We start from the raw sequence: 16,893 nt of genomic DNA, 5'->3' as shown, positions 1-16,893 counted from the left end.
AGATATGCCTCACGGGATCCCCGATTTCTGAACTACTTCCCCGCTGGCGACGCGATTGATGTCGTCAATTGACAGGTCAAACGTATCCATCAGAAATGCCACCCCGATCCAGTGCTTGGCCGACGCGGCCGTCTGCTCGCCAAAGTGGAGATAGTAGTATTTGAGCCACCACACTTGCTCATCCGCCGCGGCATCCGCTCCGTAGTTCATTACGTGGTCCGGGTACCCGCCCGGCGATGAGCTGTGATGGATAAAGGATTTCCCCGGAAGACGTTCACATAAAAGCGCGTAGTCTTGAGTTTGAAGAATACATTCATGCCATACTTCGTCAATAGATTTACTGACGATAGCATATGTGGTTTTATGATTTTTCATCCGAATTGATGCGAGAAATAAAAATTTCAAGCATTCATCAATGCGAATGTTCTGCTCAATATCAGGTAGATGCGCTAGCTTGGCATGAAGATGATTCGTAAGAGATGCCGAGGGAAATTCTCGAACATTTTTATTGATCGCCATAGATCCCTTTGAGATGAAAAAAGTAAAAGGCTGCCAATTTGGCAGCCTTTATTTTCTAAATTATTGGGGCGGGTGATACGCGCACGAGGGGAAATCACAGTCAGACATGCTGCCGTATTCGAAGATCTTCTGAAGAACTTCTTTTTGGGCTAGGGCCGAACGCAGAGTGTCAAGGGAAATAATTCCATTCATAAATCACCTCATAGAATAAAACCATGATCCGCCATCAATGTCGACAGCGGCGACCGCCAAATCGCACCAGAAGCGTATTGCCTTAAATGGATCCGGCGAACTCAGGCTACTGGAGCCCGGTTGATTGAGTCAACGCTATATCGTGGTTTTGATCTATCTTGTGAAATTTGCCTTTGTAATTGCAATGATTTGGCTGGAAATATGGTGGTAGCCATATGGGAAAAGTAGTGTTGTAAAAGGGTCGTAATTTGACGGGATGAAAATTAATGTTGCGCTAAAAGTGGCGCAGGCGAGACGGTCGCCAATCTTTGCGGAAACGCAACGTTTCGGACGCAACGTTTTATAAGTGGCGTAACGCTCACCGCGGCCTGGAGGTCGCGCAGGCCCGGCGGTTGCCCCGTTCGGGCAACCGCCGAACGCCAATGCTCGATTACCGCTCCAGCCCGGCGCGATGCTTCTGATACTGGATCGCCGAGACAATCGCCACGCGCCGGATCGGCTCGGGCGGCAGCCACGAGGGACGCTCGAACCCCAACGCGTCGGCAAGCTCAGGCGATTGGTGTCCGCATGCCATCTCCCCCAGCAGCTTGCCGAACATGCTGCCCTTGAGCACGCCCGCGCCATTGCAACCCAGCGACGTGAACAACCCCTTGCGCACTTCGCCGAAGTACAGCGCACCGTTGCGGGTGAGCGCTGTCACGCCGCCCCACACGTGTTCGAATTTGTGTGAAGCCATCTGCGGATAGCGCCGACGGTAGGCGTCGGTCAGCATGGCCGTTATATCGGCCATCGGCCGTTCCTTCTCGTACGAATAGGCACTGCGTACAACGAAGCGGCCGCCGAGCGTTTTGCGCAAGGTCGTGCCCAGACGATTGGCCGGAATCACGCCCCATTCCTGCGCCGGACCGAGCTTTGCCAGTTCGTCCGCCGCCAGCGCCGGGGTCATCGCGGCATAGGTGTAGATGGTGAAGACACGGTCGCGCGCCAAGCCCAGCTTTCGCGCAAAGCCGTTGTTAGCCACGATCACCTGTCCCGCGCTCAACTGGGTCGTTGCTGTGGTGACCGTGAACGGCCCGTTGCCGTCGAGTGCCACCACCGGCTCGTTCTCCCACAGACGCACATTCGCGGGCAAGGTGTCGGCCAGCCCGCGCACCAGCGCCGCAGGCTGCACGAACACATTGTTCTCGGAGTGATAGCCGTAGCCGTAATAGTCGGTGCCGATCTCGCTTTGCAGTGCGTCGCGAGAGAGTTCGCGAAACGACACGCCCCACTCGCGATACTGCGCCAGCGTGTCGCGCAGACGTTGCTCGCCGTCGGGCGTCGCTGCCGCGTGATATTTGCCGACCGGGTTCCAGCCGCAATCAATGCCGTGCGTGGTGATCAACTCGTGCAACCACTTCAACCCGATGTCGTAAAGCCGGATCTGCTTGCGCGCCACCTGCACCGGGCTGCCGTGGCCGCCCATGCCGGTGTTGTGCGGCAGGTTGATGAGAAAGCCCGAGTTGCGCCCGGACGAACCGTTGCCGGCCGTGGTGGCGTCGATTACCAGCACGCTGGCCTCGGGCCGCAGTTCGGCCACGCGCCGGGCGGCAGCCAGACCGGTGAACCCGGCGCCGATGACGATGACGTCAAAACTGCGCCCGACGGGCGGTTGCGTGCGCGGGACACGGGCGGGAAGCAGAGCATTCCAGCCGGCACCCGCCTGATAGGCGGGAAAGCTGCTGCGAGCGGATCGGGAGGCGTTGACTTGATTAGACATGACTATACGTATGCGGGCATGCATGGGGATTCTCGCGGCAGGCCAGACTGGCAGGATTGGCCGGATAGGCCTGTGAGGGTAGGCCGCCTAGGCGGCGCGACTCTCCAGACTGCGCATGACCTCCGTTTGCACGGTGTTCCAGATTTGTGATTTGAGTTCGTTGTAACGGGGCGAAAGCTGCACCTGCGCGTTGCGCGGCATCGGCAGGTCATTGGGCAGATCGCAAGCCACACGCCCGGGGCGTGCGCTCATGATGACCATGCGCGTCGAGAGCATCAGCGCTTCGTCGATCGAGTGCGTGATGAACACGATGGTCTTGCCGCTCTTCTGATAGATCTGCAACAGCTCTTCCTGCAACACCTGACGCGTCATCGCGTCGAGCGCGGCAAACGGCTCGTCGAGCAGAATCACGTCGGGGTCGTTGGCGAGCACGCGGGCAATCGACACACGCTGGCGCATGCCGCCAGACAGCGCCTTGGGGTAACGATCTTCAAAGCCGGTGAGGCCGACCATTTCGATATAGCGACGCGCGGTGGCATAGCGCGTGGCCTTGTCGATGCCCTTCATCTTCAGGCCGAACGCCACGTTGTCCAGCACGCTGAGCCACGGGAACAGGGCGTATTGCTGAAAGACCATGCCGCAGTGCGGATCGATGCCCTTGACCTCACGCCCGGCGACGACGATGCGCCCGGTGGTCGGTTCGTCGAAACCGGTGATCAGGTTGAGCAGTGTCGACTTGCCGCAACCCGAGGCACCGAGCAGCACCACGAACTCGCCGCGTGCAATGTTCATGTCCACCCGCTCCAGCGCCTGAAAGTCGCCATAGCGCTTGGAGATCCCTTCGATGGCGATCATCGTCTGCCCTTGATCGATGGCGGGCGAGGATGGGGACGGGGACGGAGAAACCTTCGAATCGATGCGATCGTTCATGCCTGCCACCTCAACACTTTGCGCTCGATGGCGCGAAACACCACGTCCGTCACCAACACGGTGACACTGATCATCACCATGCCGAGCACGACGACTTCCGTCTGGAAGAACTCCTTGCCGTTCATGATGAGAAAGCCCAGCCCTTCGCGCGCGGCGACGAGTTCGGCGGAGATCACGCACGTCCACGACAGGCCGAGAATGATCTTCATGCCCGAGAGAATCTGCGGCAGGCTCGCGGGCAGAATCACTTCACGCATGACTTGCCAGTTTCCCGCGCCCAGATTGCGGGCCGCACGAATCAGCAGCGGGTCGACGTTGCGCGTCGCTTCAATCACGTAGACCAGCGCCGGGGCGAACGTGCCCATGAACACGATGCTGTACTTCTGCGTCTCCGAGATACCGAACCACAGCAGCGAGAGCGGAATCCAGCTCATCGACGGCAGCGGGCGCAGGAACGACAGGATCGGATCGAACGCGGCGCGTGCGTACGTCGACGTGCCGAGAATGATGCCCAGCGGAATGGCGACGAGGGTGGCGGCGATAAAGCCGGTCATCACGCGACGCGTGGAGGCGAGCACGTTGGCGACGAGGGTGCCGTCGCTGAGCATGGCCATGATGCGTTCGCCGACAGCGGACGGGGGCGGCAGGAACAGGGGATCGATGGCCCCGGTGCGGCAGGCGAGTTCCCAGACCAGCAGGAACACCACGATGGACGCAAACCCCACGCCGAGCAACGTGGCGCGGGACGGTTGACGATGATTCACAATCAGACTCCTCGAACTTGCGCCGGCCTCGTGAGGCTCACGAACACCGGCGCGACGGCACAGCCGCAGGGCTTACAGATACGACGTGTTGATCCACTGGCGCACGGCCGGCGCCTTGTCGATCTGCTTGTACGTCACGAGCATTTCCGCCAGACGCTGAAGCCCGTCGACATAGCTGCCCGGTGACTTGAGCAACTGCGTTTGCTGCGCGAGGGTGTACCACTCCGCGCCCTTGATCGTTTCGATCTGGTCGAGCGCCGACATGCCGGTCAAGCCGATCAGCGAACGGGCGGCCTCATCCGGTTTGTCGCGCAGCGTCTGGCAGGCGTCGAAGTAGACCTTGAGGTACTTGCGCACCACATCGCCGTTCTTCTCGGCCCACGCATTGCGCACGATCAGCACGTCCGGACCGGGCGTGACGTTGTAGCGCTTGTAGAGCGAGAACTGCGTGTCGTCGGCAAGCAGCTTCATTCCCGACATGGCGCGAATGCGGTTGAACTGCGGCGTCCACGCGGCGGCGGCATCGATCTGGCCCGACTGGATGGCGCCGGGAATTTCCGGGGCGGGCACGTTCAGCACCGTCACGTCGTTCGACAACCCCGCGTTGCCCAGCAGGTCGAGCACCAGCAGATGCGCGCTCGACGCGAAGGTCACGCCCAGCTTCTTGCCCTTGAGGTCTTGCAGCGAATTCACGCCCTCGCGCACGAACAGACCTTCGACGCGGCCAAAGCTTTCCGGCACGGCCACGATCGAGAAGTGCTTCGAGCCACGCGCCATCAGCGCCAGTGCCGAGACGATGCCCGTGCAGGCAATGTCGATGCCGCCGGAGAGCACCGCGCTCATGCGCGCCGACGACGTACCGAACGACTGCCATTGCTGATCGATACCGGCGGCGGTCAGTGCGCCCGACTTCATCGCGAGATAGGCAGGGTAGTGACCAAGCCATGCCGAGCCGCCGTACTGGACGGTGGCGGCGTCGGCCGCGCGGCCGATACCGGGCACGGTCAGGCCGGCGGTGGCGGCAACGGCTGACATGGCGGCGCTGGTGTGAAGAAACTTGCGTCGTGACGGGTTCATGCGTGTCTCCTGTTGGATATGTGTTATTTCGCGGTGAACGATGCGCGCGGGTGTTGCGGTGATGGCGGTATGGGATTAGCGGGCGATGGGGGAGGAACGTAAGGGGAAATCAGCACAAGGCGAGCCGCTCGCCCAGCCATGGCATGAGGCGTTGCAACTCGGGGAATGCCTCTTGCGCCAGCGCGAGACGCCCGGCAAGAAAGCACTGCGAGGCCATCTCCGAGACTTCGCCTTCGCGAGAGACCTGATAAATCGTGCGCGACAGCGCTGGGCCGGGCAGCGGCAGTGCGGCCACTTGAGAGAGCGACGCGCGTCCCTGCAACAGACACAGCGGCGTGGCGATCGTGAAGCCCAGATCGGCGGCAACCATCGACATGACCACGTCGGATGTGTCGATCTCCAGATGCATACGCGGCGAGTGACCCGTGCGGCGCAGATGGCGCTCGATGACGGCACCAAAGTGCGAGCGTCCCGAGAACCGGATCAGCGGCAGGGTGCGAATCAGTTCGCTCAGATCGGCCTGCGCAAGCTCGGCCTCGCGTGCCTTGGGCACCACGACGATGAACGGTTCGGTGAAGATCGGGCGGCGTACCAGCCGCTCCATGTCGTGCATGGGGTCGCTGGTGACGATCAGGTCGAGCTGGCGGGCGAGCAGCGCTTGCGCGTGTCCGTTGGCCAGCCCGGACCAGAGCAGCAGTTCGCTGGTGCTGCCCGACATCTGCCGCACGATCGACGGGCCGACGGTGGCGGCAAACGAGTCGATCATGCCCACGCGCACGGCGGCACGGCTGGCGACATCGGCGTCTTGCACCTGCGCGATGAGGCGGTCCATGTCGTCGACGATCTGGCGGGCATGACGCGAGAGCGCCAGACCGGCCGGCGTGAGCTTGAGCGGACGGCGCGACCGGTCGAGCACTCGCGTACCCACGGTTTGTTCGATCTGGGCGATGGCCTGCGAGATGGCCGATTGCGTGACGCCCAGCGTATCGGCGGCGCCCGAGAGGCTGCCGGCCGACGCGACGGCTTCAAAGATCCGCAACGATCTGACGTCGAGGTCTGCACGCTTTTTCATCAACCTGTCTCCGGTCGGGCGGTGCGTGCCGGTGGCGCGAGAGGGCGTTTTCCGGTGCGCAGCGATGCATCGATATAAGAATTTCTGTGGATTGTAGGGATTCAGGCCCTAAAAACAAAAACGAATTAAGTAAAACTAATACTTTGTATTAGGCCGTGAGAATCCGGGTAGGGGAAATCGCTTAGGGGCAGGGCTGAGGGTGTTGATGTGCGGAACGAACGCGTTCGCAGATGGGGGCGAGGGCAGGGACGCGGGACGTCAGGTGAATCTGGCGAGGGCGCCTGTTGAGGGAATCTTATTATTTCCTTTACGCGCGCACGGGAATAATCGGTGCCGTGCATGCTGCACGAGCGCTTGGTGATGACGATGCTGGACTTCGAACGCGACACGAGTTTCGCGAGCCTTTTACCCCCGATGCTGCCCAAACTCTGGACGTTCGCTTTGCGTCTGACGGGCGACCGGCACGATGCGGAAGACCTCGTCCAACGCGCCTGCGTGCGGGCGCTGGAGCGGGCCGATGCCCACTTGCGTCCGGACAGTGCGCCGCTGAACTGGCTGTATTCGATCGTCCACTCATTGTGGGTCAACGAATTACGTGCCCGCAACGTGCGCAGCCGCAGCGGCGTGGCGTGGGACGACGAGATGCTCGAGAACGTGGCCGATGGCGTGTCGGGACTGCCCGACGAGCACGCCAGCCATCAGCAGATTGTCGACGCGGTGGAGCGCTTGCCGCAGACCCAGCGCATTGCGCTGCTGCTCGTGGCAGTCGAAGGGTTCAGTTATCGCGAAGCTGCCCAGATTCTCGATGTGCCCGTGGCGACGGTGACCGGCCGCCTGTCGGCGGCGCGTCAGGCCATTGGTGTGCAGTTCGGCATTGCGCCGCGTCGCTTGCGGCCGGCGCTGGCAGAGACATCCAAATAATGGTGATCAACGACCAGACGCTCCTGTCCTATGTAGAAGGGGCCTTGTCCGACGATGCACGTCTACAGGTCGAAGCCGCGATTGCCCGCTCGAAGGACATGGGCGCGCGCGTGGCGGCGTTGCGGGCCTCGGCGTTGCCGTATCGCGAGGCGTTCGACGATCTCGTGGCTCCCCCCGTGCCACCGGGGCTCAAGGCGAGTGTGCTGGCGCTGACACGGGGACGCACGACGCATGGGTTGCTGCGCAAAGCGTCCAGCGCCAACGACGCCAGTTTCGTGCGCACGCATGCCACTCGTATTTTCGGCGGCGAACTCGCGGCGGGTGCCATGCCGGGCGTGGTCCATTTCGCCGCTCCCCGTGCGCGACCGCTGGTGTGGTGGTCGGCCGGCACGTTTGCCGCCGCTGCTACAGCGTGTGCCGTATTGTTGTCGTTCGCCGGTGCGCGCTTCTTGGCCGACGAGCCATCCTCTTCCTCGTTGTCATCGCTGCTGCTGACGCCCTCGGTCAGCAATGCCGCGACGACCATGTGTAGTGACGGACGCCCGACACGATCGCAGTCCGAGGATTCATCCGGTCGGCGACCTGGTTATGGCGATGTGCCGATGGCACTCGGTGGGCGCGACACATGCGAGGTATGGCGATTGCCCTGACGCTCCAGCGTGTAGCCGCCACCGTAGACCGTGCGCAGCGTCAAGCCATGATCGCCGCGCAGACCCAGCCGGTTGCGCAGCTTGTAGACGTGCTGTTCGATACTGCGGGCCGCTACCTTTTCGTCGCTTCCCCAGATGGCTTCGGCAATCTGCTGCCGGCTGATGCGCATCTCCGGTTGGCTGAAGATCAGCCATGCCACGGCGAACTCGCGTGCAGTCAGCGGTACGTCGAGACCGTGAATCGCCACGGTGTCGCGGCCACGATCGACGACATAGGCACCCACTTCCAGAATCTCGTTGCTGCGCGCTGCGGTTGACGTCGCGCGGCGTTGCATGGCGAGCGACAGCCGGACGCTAAGTTCGCCCACATCGACCGGATACATCACGACGTCGTCGCAGCCTGAGCGAAACGCGAAGTCGAGCATCCATGCCGGCGTGCCGAAGCAGATGACCGGTGCCCCGTCACCCCGCGCACCCCGGCGACGGGCCAGCACGCCCTGCATTTCATAAGGGCCGAGCGCGGCGTCGATGAGGACCGCCGAGTAACCGATGCGCGTCGCGGCAATCGCGTACTGCGCGGCGTCGTCGAAGTGCTGACAGGACCCGTCCGTGTTCAGGCTGGTGCGAATGGCTTCGTAAAGCGCGACGTCTCTCGTCAGAATTGCAAACTTCACCGGAATCTCCAATTACCCGTCTTAAATACGTTCTTACATGCTTCGAGTCACCGTGCTGTCTTGCAGCGCTCCCTACATAAACACCTGAACCGGCGATATGAAAAGTGAGGATTTCGCATCAGGTTGTTGAGAATTCAGCAGGGTATGGCGTTCTACCTTGAGTTACCTGCCACTCCCCCCGAAAAGCGAACCTCATGAACGCACGGATCTACTTCGCATTGATCGCCAGTGCGCGTATGCGTAACGCTATGCCACGCTGCGCCGATGCCTTGCTCGCCGGCGATTGGCCGCGTGCCTATGCGGCCATTTGCGGCGCTGCCGACCAGAACGAAAAGCACTGGCAAGACGTGCAAGGTGCCAATCTCGGCGCGCTGGCCGACGTTCAGGTGCTGCGCGAACTTGAGGAAGAAGCCGAGCAGAGCTATGCGAGAGCGCAGCGCGGTTGCCGCGCCGGTGGCGATGCGCTGCGCCTGATGTCGGCGCGCAATGCGGGTTGGCAGGCGTTGCTGCGCGACCGGTTTGCCGTGGCGCGCAACTGCTTCATCAGCATTATTCGTGATCGCGCGAGCGATGCTGCGCAGGAAATTGAGGCGCGTGTGGGGCTGGCTATCGTCGACTATCGGCTGGGGCGGCCGCATGCGGCCATGCAAGTGCTATTGCAAGCCGACCGGTCGGTTAATGAGCTTCTTAATGCGCTTCATCCGATCTGGGAAAGCATCGTTTCGCTATTGCTTTCGGACATCACGCTGCATTCGCGCATTCGCCGCTCGTCGGCATTGTCCGATCATGTGTTCTGGCAATCCGCGTGGCTGAGTGCAGAGTCTGCGCCGGGCGCTACGCATCAATGCGAAGCCACCGATGGGCTCGATGTGTTTGGCAATCGTGTCGCGGCGGCAGACGCCAGCTCGGCCACCGACGGGGTGCTGGTGTGCCGGTATCGCACCTATATGCGCCATCTGGGCGAGTTGTCGGATGGCGCCCGTGTCCATGCAGGTGCATTGAACGACTTGATCGACGGCTTACGTGCGTGCGGCAGCCCGCAGGTGCTGATGAATCTGAGGCTGAACGCCGTGCTCGCGGCATTGGCGGGCGGGCAGGCCGACGTCGCGGTGCGGCTCTTCGATGCCATCGGCGCCCGCGACGTGCATCATGCCGCGCGGCACTCCGATCTCGAATGGCTGTACGTGAGCGCAAAGCTGGCGTTCCAACGCGGCCAGATCCATCAGGGCATTTCGCTGTACACCAGCTACTCGTTGCAGGCGCTGTTCTGCCTGCGTTCGCAGATCGCCCCGACGCGCAGTCTCGACCCGCAGGCGGATGCGGCACAGATGGCACGCGGCGACGATATCGCCACGCGCTTGCCGGCCAAATATCGCAAGGCCTATCGCTACATCATCGAGCACATTGCGCACAGCGAACTCACCACGCGTGAAGTCGCGGCACAGGTCAACGTGACGGAGCGTGCACTGCAAATGGTGTTCAAGCGCTCGCTGGGCATGTCGCCGGGCGCACTCATTCGCAAACTGCGTCTCGAAGGCATTCGTAATGAACTGATGGACGACGCACGCGTCATGGGGTCCGTACTGGGTACGGCAAATCGTTGGGGGGTGACGAGCCGCTCGGCGCTGGTCAAGAGCTATCGCAAGCAGTTCGACGAATCGCCCTCGGAGACGATCAACGCCTGAGCGTCATCAACGTGGGGGATGTGCACTGGTTTCGGCGTTGCAGGGCACCCCAATGGTGCGTGTAAGAGGACGTAATATGACGCGCTGTTGAGATTTTCGGCGTGTCCGAGGGCCTGAGGCAGACTCGCCGCTGTTTCCCTCGAAAGGCCCCGGCATGGTCATCGTGCTTCTGTCTCGCAGCAAAGCGCTTCGCGCCGTCTTCTCTGCACTTGAACAAGGCTCAGGCAATTGCCGGGTCATCGATTTCGACAATCGGGTCGAGCTGATCCGTTATCTCTCGGTGCGCGCCAATGCCGATCTGGTGGTCATCGATGCCGATACGGACGCCGAGGCCATCGCGTTTCTCGCGACGTGGCGCACCTGCCACGCGCGCCACGATCTCCCCATTCTCGTCACCGGCCACTATCTGAGTGCGGCTGCCATGCGCGATGCGCTGGCTTGCGGCGGCGACGACATCGTCGCGGGTGCGCTATCGCTAGACGAGTTGCAGGCGCGGGCGTATCGCTGCGTGGCGCGGCGGCGCACGTCGGAGCTGGAGGCGACCGTCATCGAATACGGCGGCTACCGGCTGGATAAGCTGAACTGCCGCTGCACTCGCGAAGGTTGTCCGATTCACCTGACCACCCGCGAGTTCGCGACAGCATGGCTGTTCTTCTCGCATCCGGGGTCGGTGCTGAGCCGCCCGCGCATCTCCGAAAAGATCTGGGGGGAAGCCGCACAGGCCCGAGAGCCGGGTGCGCTGACGCGCTATATCAACCAGATACGCCGCAAGCTCGGGCTTTCGGGAGGCGGCCCGGTGGCACTGCGCGCCGTGTATGCCTCGGGCTACCGGCTTGACGGTCCGCAGCCCGCGAGGCTGTAAGCTTTGCTATTCGGGCACATGGCCCATGACAGTTCCGGAGAACCCATGAAAAAGATTTGGATGAGCGGCGCGGCGGCGCTGATGTTGACCGGCCTGACGAGCGCCTCCGCGTGGGCTGCCGATCCCTGCGACAACCCGCAGGATCAGACCACCATGAACGCTTGCGCGGGCAAGTCGCTTGCTGCGTCTGACAAGAAGCTCAACGAGACGTACAACGCGCTGGTCAAGAAGGTCGGCCCTTCGGGCAAGAGCAAGCTCCTGAGCGCGCAGCGCGCATGGCTCGCGTGGCGGGATGCCCAATGTGCGTTCGAGACCATGGGGACCGATGGCGGCAGCATTCACGCAGCGATGTACGCCTCGTGCGCCGATGAACTGACGCAGGCGCAGACCAAGCGACTCGACGGTCAGCTTCACTGTCAGGAAGGGGACCTGTCCTGCGCGAAGTAAGACGCGCCGAGTCAGCTCACATCTGCCGGTCAAAGCAGACGGTAGGCGAGCCGGGCCGCGACACGGGCCCCTGACCCTTGGGGATCGAAGTGCGGGTTGTATTCCGCGAGATCGGCCACGCGGAGTTTGCCCGAACGGCGCACGTGCGTGGCAATCGCCTCGACCACAGTGATGGGCACACCATAGACAGCCGGTGCCGACACACCGGGCATGACTGCCGCGGGCAGGACGTCCAGGCAGATCGTGAGGTAGACGTGCGATACCTCCTCGATCAGCGCATCGATCTGCGCGAGACGAGCGTCCAGATGCCTGTCCTGCATCTCAATGTCTTCGGCGTATGTCACCCCCAACTCGTTCGCACGCGCAAATAGCGACGCAGTGTTGCCCAGACGGCTGACGCCAAGGCAGACGTAGTCAAAAGGCAATCCGGCTGCCTCACTGGCTTGTGCAATTTGATCGAAGGGGGTCCCGGACGTGCCGGGCCGGGCGGTTCGCAAATCGAAGTGCGCATCGAGATTGAGAATCAGCACCCGGCCGCGGTCGCCTTTTGCGTCGAGATGTGCGCGCAGCCCCTGCCATGTACCCCATGCAATCTCATGACCGCCGCCGAGCACGACAGGCCTTGCACCGGCGTCCAACTGGCGGCGGACAGCGATGGCGAGCGCGGCTTGCGCGGCTTCGAGCGCGTCGCCTTCACAGGTCACGTCCCCAGCATCGTAGAGCGGGGCGATGTCGTGGGCAGGGAGGTTCGCGAGCGCACGGCGAATGGCTTGCGGCCCTTCGGACGCACCCACACGCCCTTGATTGCGTTTGACGCCGGCGTCGCATGCGAATCCGAGCAGTACGGGAGCGCCCGGCACTGCCGAGTGTGCTGGGCCGTCGAGCACTTTCACGACGTTGAAAAGCCGGCGGGTGTCGCCGCGCTCGTTCGCGTCGGTACGACCTTGCCAGACGGTGGGCATCGCCGTCTGCGCGGGGAGGGCTGTCGCTGAAGTGGGCATGGGAGCGGGTACCGTGAAGGGGTTATGCGTCGACGGACACGTCGCGCCATTGTCCGTGGCGGACGGTCCGGCAGGGCAGTTCGCCGCCAAGCCAGTACGCCAGTTCGGCAGGCCGTTCAATTTCCCACGCGACGAAGTCGGCTGTCTTTCCAATTTCGATCGTGCCGTGGGTATCGAGCATGCCGAGGGCTTTGGCGGCGTTGCGTGTCACACCTGCCAGCGCTTCTTCAGGCGTCAGGCCGAACAATGTGCACGCCATGTTCATCATCAGACGTAGCGACAGGGCAGGCGAGGTGCCCGGATTCAGATCGGAGGCCACGGCAATATCGACACCGTGCTGGCGCAGCAGGTGCACCGGCGGCCGGCGCGATTCCTGAAGCATGTGGAATGCGCCCGGCAGCAGCACGGCCACCGTACCGGCCCGGCCCATCGCAGCCGCGTCTTCCGGCGTCATGTATTCGAGATGGTCCGCCGACAGTGCACCCAGCTCCGCCGCAAGGCTGGCACCACCCAGGGGCGAGAGTTGCTCGGCGTGCAGTTTCACGGGCAGCTTCAGCTTCTGCGCACGCAGCAGCACGCGCATGACCTGTGCGGGCGAGAACGCAATCGTCTCGCAGAACGCATCGACCGCATCGACCAGCCGCTCTTCAGCAAGCGTCGGCAGAATCTCGGCGCAGACGTAGTTCACATACTCGTCCGCCTTACCGGCAAACTCCGACGGCACGGCGTGCGCGGCCAGACACGTCGTCTTGACGGTAACCGGCAGCGCTTCGCCAAGGCGTCTGGCCACGCGCAGCATCTTGCGCTCGCTGTTCAGATCGAGTCCGTAGCCGGATTTGATCTCGACCGTCGTCACGCCGTCACGCATCAACGTGAGAAGCCGCTTGCGCGCCGACTCGAACAACGCGTCTTCGGTCGCATCGCGTGTGTGCCGCACGGTGTATTTGATACCACCGCCCGCTGCCGAAATCTCGGCGTAACTCACGCCTTGCAGGCGCTGCTCGAACTCGAGACTGCGGTTGCCGCCGAACACCAGATGCGTATGACAGTCGATTAGCCCCGGTGTGACCCACGCGCCTTGCAGATCGACACATTCGTCGGCTGCGGTGGCGGAGCGCTCGCTGCGCGGGCCGACCCATTCGATTTGCTTGCCGTGCGTGACGATCACGGCGTCTTCGATCGCGTGGTAGCGGCCGTCGCGCATCGTGGCGACATGGCAGTGCTTCCAGTGGATACGTTTCATGAGAGGCTCGTTTGGCTGGTGTCGTCGCGCGCTTCACGCGACGCCTTGGGTTTGACGCCGAAGCAGTAGGCCGCCGACATCAGCGCGATCCAGCCTGCGCCGACATACAACGCCACCCGCGTGTCTTCCATATAGCCCAGCACGCCGATCACAAACAGCATGAACGCGATGGCGAGCGCCGGGCCGACCGGCCACAGGGGTACCTTGAACTTGAGCGCAGCGACTTCATCGGCCGACAAGCGACGACGCATGGCGACCTGCGAGAGCAGAATCATCAGCCAGACCCAGACCGTCGCGAACGTGGCGATCGACGCGATGATCAGGAACACGCCTTCCGGAATCAGGTAGTTCAGCACCACGCCGCCAAGCAACGCGCCGGTCATCACCAGCACCGTTACCCAAGGCACGCCGTGGCGCGACGTTGCGCTGAATGCCGCCGGCGCCTGACCGTGCTCGGCCATGCCGAACATCATGCGGCCCGCGCCGAAGATATTGCTGTTGATGGCCGAGATGGCTGCCGAAATCACGATCACGTTGAGGATCGCTGCCGCCGACTTGATGCCCAGACCCGAGAAGATCTGCACGAACGGGCTGCCCTGATTGCCGATGCCGGTCCACGGGAAGATGGCCATCAGCACGCACATCGTCAGCACGTAGAACAGCAGAATGCGCAGCGGCACGGCGTTGATGGCACGCGGAATCACCTTCTCGGGGTTCTTCGCTTCGCCGCCGGTGATGCCGATGATTTCAATGCCGCCATAGGCAAACATCACAACCGCCAACGACGCCATCAGGCCACCCCAGCCATTCGGCAGGAAGCCGCCATGCGACCAGAGATTGCTCACTGCCGGGGCATGTTCGCTGTGAATATGCACGCCGGTGAACAGGATCACGGCCCCGCCGACGATCATGGCCACGATGGCGAGAATCTTCACCAACGCCAGCCAGAACTCCATTTCGCCGTACACCTTCACGTTGCACAGGTTCAGTCCGCAGATGACCATCACGATGCCGAGCACCCAGATCCATTGCGGCACGTCGGGAAACCAGAAGCCCATGTAGATGCCGAAAGCCGTCACGTCGGCCAGACACACGATGACCATCTCGAGGATGTAGGTCCATCCGGTGAGAAAGCCGGCGAGGGGGCCGAGGTTGTCGCGGGCATAGCGGCCGAACGAGCCCGATACCGGTTGGCGAACGACCATTTCACCGAGCGCGCGCATGACCATGTAGACGGCGGCGCCACCGATGATGTAGGCGAGGATGACGGCCGGACCGGCCAGTTGAATGGCGGAGGCCGAGCCATAGAACAGGCCGGTGCCGATGGCCGACCCGAGCGCCAGAAAGCGGATGTGCCGCGCGCTCAGATTGCGTTGCAGGTTTTTCAAGCTGTCTCCTGAATATGCGTAATTTGCGCAATGAACCGGCCCGCCCATGGGGCAGGCGGTATGACGATTAGCCCGCGATCAGGCGGGTTGCCGGTGCGCGAATCGCTGTTCGTTTCGCACCGGCAGGGCGCGAATCAAACGCGAATCAAGCGCTCGGCAGAGTGCCGGAAGGCACGAGGGCAGTCAGGTGGCGCTGCGCGATCAACGCGCTTGCCCCTTCGATGTCCGGTGCGAAATAGCGGTCCTTATCGTAGAACGGGACTGCGGTGCGCAACAGGGCGCGGGCACGTTCGAGCACCGGCGTCGTCTTCACCCCTTCGCGGAAGTCCAGGCCCTGACAGGCGCTGAGCCATTCGATCGCGATGATGCCCTTGACGTTATCGGCCATCTCCCAAAGCCGCTTACCGGCGTTGGGGGCCATCGAAACGTGATCTTCCTGATTTGCCGAGGTCGGGAGACTATCAACGCTGGCCGGATGTGCCAAGGCCTTGTTTTCCGATGCGAGTGCGGCGGCGGTGACCTGCGCGATCATGAAACCGGAGTTGACCCCGCCGTTGGCGACCAGAAAAGCCGGCAACTGGGACATATGTTGGTCCATCATCAGCGAAATGCGCCGTTCGCTCAAGGCACCAATCTCAGCCAGTGCCAACGCCAGATTATCGGCGGCCATGGCCACCGGTTCGGCGTGGAAGTTGCCGCCGGAGATGACGTCGCCCTGTTCCCAGAACACCAGCGGATTATCCGACACCGCGTTGGCTTCCACGCCCAGCACGTCGGCGGCTTGGCGAATCTGCGTCAGGCACGCGCCCATGACTTGGGGCTGGCAGCGCAGCGAGTAGGGGTCTTGCACCTTCTCGCAGTTGGCGTGCGACTGGCCGATTTCGCTGGTTTCGCCGAGCAGATGGCGATACGTGGAGGCCGCATCGATCTGACCGCGCTGGCCGCGCGCTGCGTGAATACGCGGGTCGAACGGGGCACGCGAGCCGAGCATGGCTTCGACCGTCAAGGCACCGCATACGCTCGCGGCGGCGAACATATCTTCCGCTTCGAACAAGCCGCGCAGGGCATAAGCCGTGGAGACCTGCGTGCCGTTGAGCAGCGCGAGCCCTTCCTTGGCAGCCAGCGTCAGCGGTTCGAGCCCCGCGACGGCCAGTGCTTCGCGGGCGCCGAGCCATTGGCCGCGATAGCGCGCATGACCTTCGCCCAGCAACAGCAGCGACATATGCGCGAGCGGCGCCAGATCGCCCGATGCCCCCACCGAGCCTTTCAGCGGAATACGCGGATAGACCTCCGCGTTGACCAGCGTGACCAGCGCGTCGATCACCTTGCGGCGGATACCGGACAGGCCGCGGGCGAGACTGTTGATCTTGAGCACCATGATCAGGCGCACCAGCGCGTCGTCGATCGGGGCGCCCACGCCGGCGGCGTGCGAGAGCACGAGCGAGCGTTGCAGGTTTTCCAGATCTTCGTGGGCGATGCGCGTTTGCGCCAGCAGCCCGAAGCCGGTGTTGATGCCGTAGGCCGTGCGGCCTTCGGCGACGATGCCTTCTACACAGGCGACGCTTTTATCGATGGCCGCGTAGGCCTTCTCGTCGAGCGTGACTTTAGTCGGCTGCTCGAAGACTGCGCGCAGTTGTGCCAGCGTGAGCGTGCCGGGCGTGATGAACAGGGAATTCAGGGGGGCGTTGTTTTGATTCGACATGGTGAGG

At 62.7% G+C, this 16,893-nt stretch carries 16 protein-coding genes; 5 read left to right on the top strand and 11 right to left on the bottom strand.

Annotated elements, in window-relative coordinates; all coding sequences use genetic code 11:
• Positions 1 to 9 precede the first annotated feature (9 nt).
• The 6 genes from CDV44_RS27770 to CDV44_RS08850 form a co-directional block, all read right to left on the bottom strand.
• Positions 10 to 519 carry a hypothetical protein gene (locus tag CDV44_RS27770; RefSeq protein WP_141118700.1) on the bottom strand — a complete coding sequence of 170 codons (510 nt, stop codon included), beginning with the start codon at positions 517 to 519 and terminating at the stop codon, positions 10 to 12.
• A gap of 622 nt (positions 520 to 1,141) precedes the next feature.
• Positions 1,142 to 2,470: an FAD-binding oxidoreductase gene (locus CDV44_RS08870; RefSeq protein ID WP_087687694.1), complete on the bottom strand. Its 1,329-nt coding sequence runs from the start codon at positions 2,468 to 2,470 to the stop codon at positions 1,142 to 1,144.
• A gap of 87 nt (positions 2,471 to 2,557) precedes the next feature.
• Positions 2,558 to 3,325: an ABC transporter ATP-binding protein gene (locus CDV44_RS08865; protein WP_058380264.1), complete on the bottom strand. Its 768-nt coding sequence runs from the start codon at positions 3,323 to 3,325 to the stop codon at positions 2,558 to 2,560.
• A gap of 71 nt (positions 3,326 to 3,396) precedes the next feature.
• Positions 3,397 to 4,164 (bottom strand): ABC transporter permease, encoded by a 768-nt coding sequence (locus CDV44_RS08860; RefSeq protein WP_170935915.1) that lies wholly within the window; start codon positions 4,162 to 4,164, stop codon positions 3,397 to 3,399.
• Positions 4,165 to 4,236: 72 nt separating this feature from the next.
• Positions 4,237 to 5,241, bottom strand: coding sequence for an ABC transporter substrate-binding protein (locus CDV44_RS08855; protein ID WP_087687692.1), 1,005 nt, complete (start codon positions 5,239 to 5,241; stop codon positions 4,237 to 4,239).
• A 109-nt stretch (positions 5,242 to 5,350) separates the two neighbouring features.
• Positions 5,351 to 6,313: a LysR family transcriptional regulator gene (locus CDV44_RS08850; protein WP_087687691.1), complete on the bottom strand. Its 963-nt coding sequence runs from the start codon at positions 6,311 to 6,313 to the stop codon at positions 5,351 to 5,353.
• A gap of 339 nt (positions 6,314 to 6,652) precedes the next feature.
• On the opposite strand from CDV44_RS08850, the gene CDV44_RS08845 reads away from it, so the two are divergent.
• Positions 6,653 to 7,234 (top strand): RNA polymerase sigma factor, encoded by a 582-nt coding sequence (locus CDV44_RS08845; protein ID WP_249277465.1) that lies wholly within the window; start codon positions 6,653 to 6,655, stop codon positions 7,232 to 7,234.
• Positions 7,234 to 7,884: an anti-sigma factor gene (locus tag CDV44_RS08840; RefSeq protein WP_087687690.1), complete on the top strand. Its 651-nt coding sequence runs from the start codon at positions 7,234 to 7,236 to the stop codon at positions 7,882 to 7,884. Before CDV44_RS08845 ends, CDV44_RS08840 begins: the two co-directional genes overlap by 1 nt.
• On the opposite strand, the gene CDV44_RS08835 is transcribed toward CDV44_RS08840, so the two are convergent.
• Positions 7,821 to 8,558 (bottom strand): response regulator transcription factor, encoded by a 738-nt coding sequence (locus tag CDV44_RS08835; RefSeq protein WP_087687689.1) that lies wholly within the window; start codon positions 8,556 to 8,558, stop codon positions 7,821 to 7,823. The two genes, CDV44_RS08840 and CDV44_RS08835, sit on opposite strands and share 64 nt — an antisense overlap.
• Before the next feature lie 194 nt (positions 8,559 to 8,752).
• On the opposite strand from CDV44_RS08835, the gene CDV44_RS08830 reads away from it, so the two are divergent.
• The 3 genes from CDV44_RS08830 (at position 8,753) to CDV44_RS08820 (ending at position 11,552) form a co-directional block, all read left to right on the top strand.
• Complete coding sequence (locus CDV44_RS08830; protein WP_087687688.1) at positions 8,753 to 10,243, top strand: helix-turn-helix transcriptional regulator; 1,491 nt, start codon at positions 8,753 to 8,755, stop codon at positions 10,241 to 10,243.
• Between the two features lie 154 nt (positions 10,244 to 10,397).
• Positions 10,398 to 11,105, top strand: a complete 708-nt coding sequence (locus CDV44_RS08825) for a response regulator transcription factor (protein ID WP_087687687.1) — start codon at positions 10,398 to 10,400, stop codon at positions 11,103 to 11,105.
• A 45-nt stretch (positions 11,106 to 11,150) separates the two neighbouring features.
• The gene (locus CDV44_RS08820; RefSeq protein ID WP_249277464.1) at positions 11,151 to 11,552 is read left to right on the top strand and encodes a lysozyme inhibitor LprI family protein; all 402 of its coding nucleotides are present in this window, start codon (positions 11,151 to 11,153) and stop codon (positions 11,550 to 11,552) included.
• Positions 11,553 to 11,581: 29 nt separating this feature from the next.
• On the opposite strand, the gene hutG is transcribed toward CDV44_RS08820, so the two are convergent.
• The 4 genes from hutG to hutH all read right to left on the bottom strand — a co-directional run bounded on the left by hutG (position 11,582) and on the right by hutH (position 16,886).
• Positions 11,582 to 12,514: a formimidoylglutamase gene (gene hutG / locus CDV44_RS08815; protein WP_249277463.1), complete on the bottom strand. Its 933-nt coding sequence runs from the start codon at positions 12,512 to 12,514 to the stop codon at positions 11,582 to 11,584.
• A 61-nt stretch (positions 12,515 to 12,575) separates the two neighbouring features.
• On the bottom strand, positions 12,576 to 13,796 hold the full coding sequence (hutI, locus tag CDV44_RS08810) for an imidazolonepropionase (RefSeq protein ID WP_087687685.1): 1,221 nt from the start codon (positions 13,794 to 13,796) through the stop codon (positions 12,576 to 12,578).
• On the bottom strand, positions 13,793 to 15,184 hold the full coding sequence (locus tag CDV44_RS08805) for an amino acid permease (protein ID WP_087687684.1): 1,392 nt from the start codon (positions 15,182 to 15,184) through the stop codon (positions 13,793 to 13,795). Before CDV44_RS08805 ends, hutI begins: the two co-directional genes overlap by 4 nt.
• A gap of 145 nt (positions 15,185 to 15,329) precedes the next feature.
• A complete protein-coding gene (hutH, locus tag CDV44_RS08800) occupies positions 15,330 to 16,886 on the bottom strand; it encodes a histidine ammonia-lyase (RefSeq protein ID WP_087687979.1) in 1,557 nt (518 codons plus the stop codon).
• Positions 16,887 to 16,893 lie beyond the last annotated feature (7 nt).

It is taken from the genome of Pandoraea sp. PE-S2R-1 (assembly GCF_002179865.1).
Lineage (GTDB): Bacteria > Pseudomonadota > Gammaproteobacteria > Burkholderiales > Burkholderiaceae > Pandoraea.
Note: the sequence above shows the minus strand (reverse complement) of the source record. Positions and strands in the feature narration are given on the sequence as shown.